This window comes from uncultured Ilumatobacter sp. (genome assembly GCF_963980585.1).
Classification (GTDB): domain Bacteria; phylum Actinomycetota; class Acidimicrobiia; order Acidimicrobiales; family Ilumatobacteraceae; genus Ilumatobacter_A.
The window spans coordinates 1-11,063 of the sequence record NZ_CAXCAM010000069.1 but is presented as its reverse complement, the minus strand read 5'-3'; the positions used below and the strand labels follow the sequence as shown (position 1 = coordinate 11,063).

Genomic DNA, 11,063 nt, shown 5'->3' with positions numbered 1-11,063 from the left:
TGGTCGTAGTTGTTTCGGGCGTGGTCGTAGTTGTTTCGGGCGTGGTCGTAGTTGTTTCGGGCGTGGTCGTAGTTGTGGGTTCGACGTTCATATCACCACTCAAGATTGGACAGGTCGCGGAGTCGCCCGGCACGAACTTGACTCCGCTGAAGCTGTACACGACGTTGCGCGGTTCAGTCACTGGCTCCGTCGAGGTCTTGACGAAGATGGTGATGTTCGACTTCACATCGCCGCGGCTGAGCACACACTCATAGCTGGTTGCCAGCAATGTGGCATTTGCTGGCAACACCTCGGTGATGGTGATTGTTGACGACCAGGTGGTCTCAGGGGTCGGGGTGGCGACTGGCGCCCAGGCAAACTTGAGTTTGCCCGATGCGTCGGTTGAGCCCACGGCGGGCTCTGGTGCCTGTGCGCCAGGCGGGAGGATCCATCCGTAGTCCGCCGGCCGAGCAACCGGCCCGATGACAGTGGCGGTCAGCGTGGCCGGAACGCCCTCTTCGGTACGCGTCATCCGGGTGATTTCGAGTTGGACAGAATCTTCAACGTCGGTGCTGACGACCGAATCGTTATCGTCGCTTCCGCCGAACAGAGCGAACAGCAAGAGGCCAAGCAAGACGACCAGCACTGCGGCGCCAGCGGCGATCCCGCCTGGACCGCGGTACCACGGTTGGTCCTCCTTCGGGACCGGTCCACCGGGTGCCGGATTGAATGGCGCACCTGCCGCCGTGATGGGCTGCACGATGGTCGGATCGGTCGGGTTCCCCCCAAGAGGGGGCAAGTCGCCAGGATTGCCGGCGGGAGAACCAGGAACGTCAGTCATCTCACTGTTTGTAGCAGGTTTGCAACGTTCAGCGGTCGATACCGGAACATTCTTGAGTCAATCCAGAACGACTCGGGTCAACGGAAATCGCGGCTTGCAATGGTGCCCGACATCGGCAGCGGATCGAGGCGCTCGGCGACGATGTTGATCACGCCTTCGGAACGTTCGAGACGACCTCGGATGACCATTGCCGACGCTTCGCGCGCGACGTTCCGGAAGCGCTGCCAGCAGCCCTTCGACACCACAACATTGATCAGCCCGGTCTCGTCTTCGAGGTTGAGGAACGTGACACCTTGCGCAGTCTGTGGCCGCTGACGATGGGTGACCACGCCGGCAACATGCACCATCGAGCCGGGTTCGGGATCCCACAATTGCGCCGAGGTGAGCACTCCGATCGCGTCGAGTTCCTTGCGGACGAACTGAGTCGGGTGCCCATCGGGCGACACGCCGGTGGCCCAAAGATCGGCCACTGCTTCTTCGACCGGCGTCATCCCTGGCAGACGTGGTGCCGCGTCACCGGTGATGATGCCCGCAAGTCGTCCCGGGCGCGACTGCACGGTGGCTCCCACGGTCCACATCGCTTCGCGTCGGTCGAGCCCGAAGCATTCGGTGAACACCCCAGCGGTGGACATCGCTTCGAGCTGTGGAAGCTGCAGCGCAGGGACGCGGCGCACCAGGTCCTCGGTATCGCCAAACTGGCCACGCTGCTTGCGCTCGGACTCGATCTTGTCGGCCAGGTCGGCACCAATACCGCGTATCGATCCCAGCCCGAGACGAACGGCGACTCCGCCGACTGATGCTCCTGGCCCATCTTCCTCACACGGCTCCAAAGTGGCGCCGGCCAACGATGCATTGAGGTCGGGGGTGCGCACGACGACCCCGTGCCGACGAGCATCACGTACCAAGGTGTGCGGCGACCAGAACCCCATCGGTTGCGCATTGAGCAGTGCTGCGCAGAAAGCCGCCGGCTCGTGATATTTGATCCACGACGACGAATACACCAGGTACGCAAAGCTCACCGAATGCGACTCGGGAAACCCATAGTTCGCGAACGCCTTCATCTTGAGATACAGCTCGTCAGCGATGTCACCGGTGATGCCATTGCCCTCCATGCCGACATACAGCCGTTCCTTCAGCTGCTCCATCCGACGAGCTGACCGTTTCGAACCCATTGCCTGACGCAACTCGTCGGACTCGGCTGGCGTGAATCCGGCGACGTCGATCGCCATCTGCATCAACTGCTCCTGGAACAGAGGGATGCCCAAGGTCTTGCCGAGTGAGTTCTCGAGCAACGGATGGAGGTACGTGACCTGCTCCTTACCGTTCCGTCGCCGGATGTACGGATGCACGGACCCACCCTGAATCGGCCCCGGGCGGATGAGCGCCACTTCTACCACCAGGTCGTAGAACCGGCGCGGCTTGAGTCGCGGCAGCGTGGCCATCTGCGCCCGCGATTCGATCTGGAACACGCCGACGGTGTCTGCTCGACACAACATGGCGTACACGTCGTCATCTTGCGGGAGCGTGGCGAGGTCAATCTCGTAGCCACGATGCTCGCGAACGAGGTCGATGGCGGAGTGCAACGCCGAGAGCATTCCGAGTCCGAGCAAGTCGAACTTGACCAGACCGGTGGCTGCGCAATCGTCCTTGTCCCACTGCAGCACCGATCGCTTGTCCATCCGTCCCCACTCGACAGGACACACTTCGATCACCGGTCGGTCACAGATGACCATCCCGCCCGAGTGGATGCCGAGGTGGCGTGGAGCGTCTTCGACTTCGAGCGCGAGGTCGAGCACCGACTGCGGAATGGAACAATCGTCCTGTTCCATCGTCACGCGGACGCCGCCCCAGCCGTCGACCTGTTTTGCCCAAGCATCCTGTTGTCCCGGCTCGTACCCGAGCGCCTTGGCCATGTCACGAACTGCCGAGCGCGCCCGGTACGTGATGACGTTGGCGACCTGTGCGGTGTGATGCCGGCCATACCGCTCGTAGACGTACTGGATGACCTCTTCGCGACGATCACTTTCGATGTCGATGTCGATGTCGGGCGGGCCATCGCGCTCGGGCGACAGAAAACGTTCAAACAGCAGGCCGAGCGACACGGCATCGGCCGCGGTGACCCCGATGGCATAACAGACCGCTGAGTTGGCAGCGCTCCCCCGGCCCTGGCACAAGATGTTGGATCGGCGACAGAACTCGACCAGGTCCCACACGACCAGAAAATACCCGGCGAAGTTGAGTTGATCGATCAGCGCGAGTTCGCGGTCGATCGTCTGCCATGCTCGAGCCCGCAAGGACAGGTCCTCGACCATCCTTCCGTTTGTCACAGAGGCGGGCGTGGGCCGCTCGCCGTAGCGCCCACGGCCGCCTCGCTCGACGATGCCGCGCAAGTGCTCCATCTCGGTCATTGGCCGGCCACTTGGGTCAGGCGGGCACGGGAACGGCGGCAGATTCGGTGCAACGAGCGCCAAGTCGAACGCAGCGGAGCGCCCGATCTCAGCAGCACGCTCCACTACGCCGGGGTACCTCGCGAAACGTTGCAACTGTTCGGCCCCGGATCGCAGGTGGGCTCCTGATGCTCCAGGCAGCCACGCATCGAGATCGGCCAGGCTGCGACGTGCCCTGACTGCAGCAAGCGCCGCGGCCAACTTGCGTTGTGGCGGTGTGGCGTAATGCACGTTGTTGGTGGCCACACATCCCAGACGTTCCTGTGTGGCCAGTTCGAACAGCGCGTCGTTGCGTGCCGAATCAAGCGGGTCGCCGTGATCCCACAACTCGACAAGAACCCGGTCGCGTCCGAAGGCTTCGATGAGGCATTGGAGCTCGCGTCGCGCTGCAGCCACCCCATCGGTGGCCAACGCTGCCGGAACTGCCCCTTTCCGGCAGCCGGTGAGCACCCAGGCGTGTCCGCTCAGGGCGTCGGCGAGATCACCGAACGCGAATTGGGGCGCGCCCTTCTCGCCGGCAAGGTGCCCGATACTCAACGCTCGCGAGAGCCGGCCGTATCCGTCGACGCCATCGGCAAGCACGAGTAGATGCGTCCCTGCTGGGTCGGGAGCGTGCGAATCGGGCACGAGTCCGGTGGCGATCTGTTGCTGGGTGTCGGCTTCAGATCTACGCACCCTGCTCGCCACTCCGCTCGTGAGCGTGATCTCGCTGCCGAACACGGTTGGCAACCCCACGACTTTGGCGGCCTCGGCGAACCTGACGACGCCATAGAAGCCGTTGTGATCGGTGACGGCCAACGCTTCGAGGCCGAGGCGCGCTGCTTCGGTGGCCAGCTCTTCGGGGTGCGATGCGCCATCGAGGAACGAGAAGTTCGAGTGACAGTGCAGCTCGGCATACGGCACCGCAGCGGCTCGTGTTCGAGCTGTCAGGTCAGCTGGCGCTTCGAAGGGCTGACGCCGACGGCTCCATGCCGGCCCATCGCCACCCGCATTCCACGACGGGCTGCCGGGGGCCCGTCCATCACGATTCGACTTGGCCTGCGGAGCCGAGCGCGGCGGCTGATCAGACAGTGTGGCTTCAAGTTCGCTCCAGGACCAGGACGGGTGATTGAACCCCATCCACACAAGTATCGAACAAACGTTCTATTCGTGCAAATCGAGTCCACGTCGTTGGAGAAAGCGCAAGATGCCTTCCAAGCCGGGGTCGGCTTGCTCGACAGCAGCCTCCCAGTCGTACCAGCCAATCTCCTGGCTCTCGCCCTCCGGCGGATCAGGGTCGGCGTCGCCCCCATCGAGCAAGTACCGCACGTCGAGATGCGTATGCCCTCGGCCACCGGGGTGCACATCGACGTGCAACAGCTCTGGAACCCCCTCGTCATCGAGCGGCCCGACAAAGTGCACCTCGAGCCCCGTCTCCTCGCGAGCCTCACGCAATGCGGCTGCCCACGGCGACTCACCTGGGTCGATGTGCCCTCCCGGCTGCAACCAGAAACCGAGCCGCTTGTGCTTCAACAGCACCACACCGCGCGGCCCCACCACCAAGGCCGAACCGGTGACGTGGATCGAGTTCGATTCCTGCGCAAACGGTTCGTCGAGTTGATCAAACGCCTCGACGAAGGCGCGCAGTGACTGACGTTCGCGGTCGTCGACAGGTTGCTTGGCGATGACATCTCGACGGAGTCGAGCAATGACTGCAGCGTGGCGCACCGTTCCATCTTTCGCCACCCACATCGTCATTCCAAATCACATCGATGCCGTCCGCTCCTCATTTCTTCTTGAGTTCCAGAAACTCCTGACCGATACCACTGAAAGCGAACAAATGACCACTGACCCAGCCGAGCCAATCACTCGGCTGTGGCCCCAGACGGCGGAAGAACTCAACATGGACCTTGAAACAAATCTTGCACCACGCATCCTGATCGCAGTCTCAGACACCGATCTGCGACGCATCGCCGTGGCCGGTCTCCGTGCCAGCGGTTTCTGCGTGAGTGCCCCGACCCATGCAGAGGCAGCCATCATGCTTGCCCAGTCGTTCTCTCCTGACATCTTGCTCGTCGATGCACGACTGATGTCGCCTGAAGGTCGCCCACTCTTCGAGATGCTTCGCCACTCGTCCGAGCAGTACATGCTGTGCGTCGCCGGCCATGGCGAACACCGAGTCCGCGCCGCCGTACTGCACGCTGGCGCCGACGATGCCATCTCGACTCCACTGCACGTCGATGAACTCGCTGCGCGCTGCCATGCCATGCTCCGCCGCCCGCGTCAGCTCCAACAGCGCATCGAGACGACACCCGTCTCGTCACTCGTGCTCGGCCCGCTCACCATTGACCTTGGCCGACGCGAAGCCCGCGTCGACGACGAAGAAGTACAGACCACTCGCATCGAGTTCTCCTTGCTTGAACAGCTCTGCCGTCGACCCACTGAGGTGTGCACTCGCGAAGAGCTGCTCGACTCCGTCTGGGGCCCTCGATGGGTCGGTGACAGTCATGTCGTCGACGTGCATCTGTCGAACCTGCGTCGCAAGCTCGACAAGGCAGCTCCGGGCACGAAGGTGATCCATACCGTTCGTGGTGTGGGCTTCCGTCTCGCCAACGACGTCACCGACGCCATCGAAATCCCCGCCGTCATCGAAATCCCCGACACCGTCGGCGTTGCCTGACGCGTCACCTCCGACGCCACCAAGATCCCGCGGGCCCACCAACACGGTCACCGTCACGATCCGAGTCAGTCGTAGAGGGCAGCGACCCACCACCGGCGATGCTCGGCGACGACGAGGTAGCCGCGCTGGTCCCCTGCAGGGTCTTCAGTGATCACCTGGAACCGAGCAAGACGCCGGTGACCTTCCGGCTCCCACCACCGCTCGTCAATCGGCCACGGCCCCGCCCAGGCCGCGATATCGCGAGTCCGACCCGGCCGCCACCCTGATGCTTCGTCACCGGACATCAGCCGGAACTGAGCCGGTGGCGCCGACACCACGCCTCGACCGCTCACCTGCACGGGCTGCCCGACGTCGTCAAGCACCTCGGCCGGGTGAGGATCAGCGAAAACCGTCGACGGCGACGGGGCTGGCAATGCCCCGGGCCACGGACCGCTGGGACCACTCCCCGTGCCAGCACTCGACACTGCCCGCGCCCGCCCGTCGAGATCGACGTTCGAGGCCGGAACCCATCGATATCGATCAGCCGGCAACCGACCTCCGTTCCAGACCGGCACGGTGACCGCATCGTCGGATGTCATGCTGGTCAGCCGGGCAATGGTCCGCGCCGCTTGACGGTCGGCTTCGGACTGCCCACCCCACAGCCCCAACTGGCTCCCGACGTCGGCACGCACTTCATCAGGCGTCAACCGGATCAGCGCGATGCCGCCGGTGATCTCGTGCTCGCTCCCGCGCGGCAGATTGACCCAGGCATCGAGCTGCCAACGCACTCGCTCAACCATTGCTGGCGCGTTCAACCCCGCTGACCGGTACCACGACCGCTCAGATCGTTCACCGTGCTCGGTCTCGAGTTCGACGACCAGCCGAGTGCACACCCGCCCGGTCGCCGCCAAGGACTGCCCAAGCTCGTCAGCCAACTGCTTCGCGACAAACACCACTGCAGAAGCCTGCGCCACTGGATCGTCGAGGACCTGGTCGAGTCGGCGCTCCGGGGCCGGGTCAGTGGTGCTTGATGGACGAACATCAGCCCCCGCAGCCAAACGGTGCGCGTGCACCCCCGGGTGTCCGAACCGTCCGAGCACGTCAGCAGGATCGAGCGCCGCGAGGTCACCGAGGCGACGCAGGCCGAGACGAGTGAAGAGATCGATCATTTCCGGGTCGGATTCACCAAGTGTCTGCAACCACCCGATCGGAAGCGACGCGCAAAAGGCCGGCGACTGCTCTGGTTCGACGACCACCGGACTGTCTCGACGCACCGACAATCGAGCCGCCACGCTCGACGAGAATCGCCCGTCAGCCACACCGACACCGGCGAGCACCACCATCCCGACCTCAGCAACGACGTGCTGCAAGTGCTCGGCCACCGCAGCGTCGCCGCCGAAGTACTTCGATGGCCCTCGCGCCGCCAGGCTGACCCATCCGGGCTCGATCACATCGAGCCGCGGAGATACCTCGGCAACAGCACGGACCACCGGCTCGAATTCGCGCGCATCCCGAGCAGGATCGTGATCGACCAATTCGATCTCCGGACACCGACGCTGCGCCTGACGCCGGCGCTGCCCGATCACCACCCCTTCTGCTGCCGCTGCTGCGGTGCGGGCCACCACCCGGTTTGCCGACATCACCGCCGCCGGCAGATTTCCGTCGAAGCCCGCGGCAACGACTGGCCAGTCAGGAAGCCACACCGTGACCATGCGCATCACCATGGCACTAACTCGCAGTGGAGAGCTGATGGATCGACGGTGCACCCTCCGCCTCAACGCCAGCCATCTCAACGTTATCCGCCTCAGCGTGATGCAACTCGGGCACCGGGAACTCCATTGTTCGGCAGCGCTGACCGGGGAGCCGACGTCCCGCTGCGGTGACCTCGACAACACGCTGCTCCAGCCGACCCCATCCAGCTCCAACACCGGTCCAGACCTGACGGCCAGTGTCGATCACGCCGTCACATGCCAGCGGTCCGGGGTCGCCGACGACCATCATCACGACACCGCGCTGCTGCAATCGTGTGACCACCTTGCGCAGCGTTGACGGCCGAACCTCACTCGGCACTCGAGTGACCAACACTTCGAAGCCATCAGCTGCTGCTGCAACAACATCGGCCCACACGCCTGCATCCTGAGTGTCGATCGCCACGACGCGCTCGAGCGCAATGCCCAATTCACTCGCGGCATCAAGCCCCAGCGTCGGCACGTCAATCACCGCCATCCATCCCCCCGCTTCGACGGCGGCAGCGACGAGCCGCAGCATGACCGTGGTGGCCGCCGGGCCCGTGGACGACAACGTCCGGCCACGTACCAGCCCTCCTTCGGCAAAAAGTTCGGCACAGTCGGCCGGCGTGGGCAGCGTCCGCTCGAACGCCATCGATACCGGGGCCACTCGATCACCGAGCGCCGTGAGCACCTCGCTCAACGCAGGAGCGGTCAGCGCAGAAGAAATCGTCATTGCAGCACTGTATCGAACAAACGTTCGAGACAGCAAGAAGTGATTGATTCAGTCCGCGGCAACCTCATTCTGAACAACACGGTCCTGAACAACACTGTTCTGAACAACACGGCCCTGAGCAGCAAGATGCGCTTCGATCAGATCACTCATCTGCTCACTGGTCGTTGCCCAGTCATGCCCACCGAGCGCCACTGCGTGGTCGCGGTCCTGGATCGCCCCGCCGCCGAGCACCACAAGCAGCTGCGGCGCCGCGGCGCTCACGGCGGCACACATTTCGGCCAGCGCTGCAAGGCTCTCCGGCGACGACGCAGAGAGCCCGATCGCCACTGCGTCAGGCGTGTCTTGCATGAGACGGACCAGTGACGGCGCTGGCAGATCTGCACCCAGGTCGGTCACCTCCCACCCTTCAAGTCGCAGCAGGTCACTCAGCATCGCCAACGGCAATCCATGTTGCTCGCCAGTCGGTGATGCCACGATGACCACCCCGCGCGAGCGCCCACGACGAACGAACTTCGGTCCGATCTGACCAATGATCCGCATGGCGATGCCGCTGGCGCGGTGTTCGATCGCAATGTCAAGTTCACCAGCGTCCCACCGCTCACCAATCCTGACAAGAGCCGGGGTGAGCACATCGAGATAGACCCGGTCGAGTCCCATTCCCGACGCCATTGCCTTTTCGATCACGCCCCATGCGCCCTGGGCATCACCGCCGATCAGACGCGACTCAAGTCGCTCGCTCCATGGAGCACGATTGCCAGCCGCAACCGGTGAACGATTCGAACCCGCCCGAAAGGCCGCAATCGATGAGCGTTCCACCTTCCAGACACCGCCGCGCTTGGTCGCATCGAGCAAACCCAGGCGCACGTACCTATACGCGCTCATGTAGTGCACGCCGAGTTCCTCGGCAGCTTCATGGAGGGTCAGGACATCGTCAGCCATACGTCGCTTCTTCGATCAGCGCGACGATATGCCGCACAATCCCACGAGCTGGCACCGTGCGGTGAGATTGGTTCACACGTCAGCAAGGCGCGGACGTCGACATCAGCCTGATTTGGCGTTCCACTTCTCGCGAGCCGCTTTGCCACGCTGGAGCAGATGCATCGGCACGAGTTGTGCCACGGCACTCAGCGCGTCGTCGCCACCGCCACCGCTCGGGGCTGCTTCAGCAGCAGCGGGCTCTGCCGGCTGAAGATCGGCTAACGATGGCGGTTCAACGCCGGGCTTCCAGTACGTGTACATGTCACGGACCAGATCGGAAAGCCCGGCCGAGTCAAAGCCCTTTTCGAGGTCAACCGTGATGATGTTCGAGTACACGTGAACGCCAGCGACTTGGCCGGTCCCAAAGAGACGGCGAGCGAGTTCATCGGATGGCGTGTTGCCATGCGCATCGAGCACCGAGCGGAACCGCTCGTGTCCTTGCCCAGACAGTGTCCGATTGATCTCGAAACGCACCACGCCAGGCGTGGAACTCGGCTTCTCAGTGACGGCGACCAGCTGACCCATACGGGCGAAAACCTACACGTTCAGTGTGCTGATCAGGCCAGTGCGTCAGCGAGTACCTGTGGGAATTCTGCCGGCGTCGTCGCCATCACGGTCGCTCCCAGTGCCGTGAGCGCCGCTGCCTGCGCGTGATCATGCGCCGGAGCTCCCTCGTCGCTCAGCGCCAGCAACACCACGACCTGCACGCCTGATGCAACGATCTCAGCAACGCGCCGCTGCATCGTGGCGACGTTGCCGCCTTCGTACAAGTCCGTGACCAGGAACAACACGCTATGCCGCGGCCGCTCGATCAGCTGCTGGCAGTAGCCAAGCGCATTCGCAATGTCGGTACCCCCACCGAGTTGGACACCGAAGAGGACCTCGACCGGATCGTGCAGGAATGCAGTCAGGTCAGTGACGGCGGTATCGAACGCCACAAACCGTGTGCGCAGCGCCGGCAACTGCGCGAGCACACCGCCGAACAGCGACGCATACACCACGCTGTCGGCCATCGACCCGGACTGATCGACCGCGATCACGACATCCTTGGCGAGACTGCGCTGACGACGGCCGTGGCCGATCAGACGCTCGGGGACCACCGTGCGATGTTCGGGGAGCCAGTGCTGCAGGTTCGCAGCGATGGTGTGATTCCAGTCGATGTCGCCCGGCCGTGGGCGACGGGTTCGTGCCGATCGGGCGAGGGCCCCGCGCACTGCCTGACGCGTCTGGTCGACCAGACGCGCTTCGATGTCGGCAAGCACCTTCGCGATCACTTGGCGTGCGGTTGCGCGAGTCTCGTCAGGCAACATCGCATTGAGCTCGACGAGCAGCGTCACCATGTGAATGTCGGGCTCGACCGACTGCAACAGCTCGGGTTCAAGGAGCAGCTGCTTCAAGTCGAGTCGCTCGACCGCGTCGCGCTGCATGATCTGCACCATCGGGGTCGGGAAGTACGTGCGAATATCGCCGAGCCATCGCACCACACCCGGCTTCGATCGTCCCAACCCACCGGCCCGTTTGCCGCCACGTCGTTTGCCACGCGCACCAGTATTCGAGCTCGCATCGTCTCGGTCATACAGGGCTCCAAGGGCTGCATCGACTCGTTTGTCGTCACCACCGAGTGCTGGCGCTGACCCCGGAGCACTGCGCGACGTTGGCTCCTGCGGACCTCGCTGCTGCTCCTCCACGCCCTCCGTACCCCCGGCGCCTTCGCTTT

General features: G+C 63.9%; 9 protein-coding genes. 1 reads left to right on the top strand and 8 read right to left on the bottom strand.

The window, feature by feature from the left end; translation table 11 throughout:
* The 3 genes from ACH2DW_RS14640 to ACH2DW_RS14630 form a co-directional block, all read right to left on the bottom strand.
* Nucleotides 1–820: hypothetical protein (locus tag ACH2DW_RS14640; RefSeq protein ID WP_394930485.1), on the bottom strand; the 820-nt coding region annotated here is incomplete at its 3' end.
* A 77-nt stretch (nucleotides 821–897) separates the two neighbouring features.
* Entirely contained in the window at nucleotides 898–4,386 is a 3,489-nt protein-coding gene (locus ACH2DW_RS14635; protein WP_394930484.1) for an error-prone DNA polymerase, read from the bottom strand.
* Nucleotides 4,387–4,410: 24 nt separating this feature from the next.
* A complete protein-coding gene (locus ACH2DW_RS14630; protein WP_394930483.1) occupies nucleotides 4,411–4,974 on the bottom strand; it encodes an NUDIX hydrolase in 564 nt (187 codons plus the stop codon).
* Here ACH2DW_RS14630 and ACH2DW_RS14625 point away from each other — a divergent pair.
* Nucleotides 4,955–5,926, top strand: coding sequence for a response regulator transcription factor (locus tag ACH2DW_RS14625; RefSeq protein WP_394930482.1), 972 nt, complete (start codon nucleotides 4,955–4,957; stop codon nucleotides 5,924–5,926). The genes ACH2DW_RS14630 and ACH2DW_RS14625 overlap by 20 nt on opposite strands.
* A gap of 65 nt (nucleotides 5,927–5,991) precedes the next feature.
* On the opposite strand, the gene ACH2DW_RS14620 is transcribed toward ACH2DW_RS14625, so the two are convergent.
* The 5 genes from ACH2DW_RS14620 to ACH2DW_RS14600 form a co-directional block, all read right to left on the bottom strand.
* The gene (locus ACH2DW_RS14620; RefSeq protein ID WP_394930481.1) at nucleotides 5,992–7,629 is read right to left on the bottom strand and encodes a DNA polymerase Y family protein; all 1,638 of its coding nucleotides are present in this window, start codon (nucleotides 7,627–7,629) and stop codon (nucleotides 5,992–5,994) included.
* A 4-nt stretch (nucleotides 7,630–7,633) separates the two neighbouring features.
* Nucleotides 7,634–8,368, bottom strand: coding sequence for a hypothetical protein (locus tag ACH2DW_RS14615; RefSeq protein WP_394930480.1), 735 nt, complete (start codon nucleotides 8,366–8,368; stop codon nucleotides 7,634–7,636).
* 48 nt (nucleotides 8,369–8,416) lie between these two features.
* Complete coding sequence (locus ACH2DW_RS14610) at nucleotides 8,417–9,307, bottom strand: cobalamin-dependent protein (RefSeq protein ID WP_394930479.1); 891 nt, start codon at nucleotides 9,305–9,307, stop codon at nucleotides 8,417–8,419.
* A 102-nt stretch (nucleotides 9,308–9,409) separates the two neighbouring features.
* The gene (locus ACH2DW_RS14605) at nucleotides 9,410–9,871 is read right to left on the bottom strand and encodes a hypothetical protein (protein WP_394930478.1); all 462 of its coding nucleotides are present in this window, start codon (nucleotides 9,869–9,871) and stop codon (nucleotides 9,410–9,412) included.
* A 32-nt stretch (nucleotides 9,872–9,903) separates the two neighbouring features.
* On the bottom strand, nucleotides 9,904–11,063 hold a 1,160-nt coding region (locus tag ACH2DW_RS14600), incomplete at its 5' end, for a VWA domain-containing protein (RefSeq protein ID WP_394930477.1).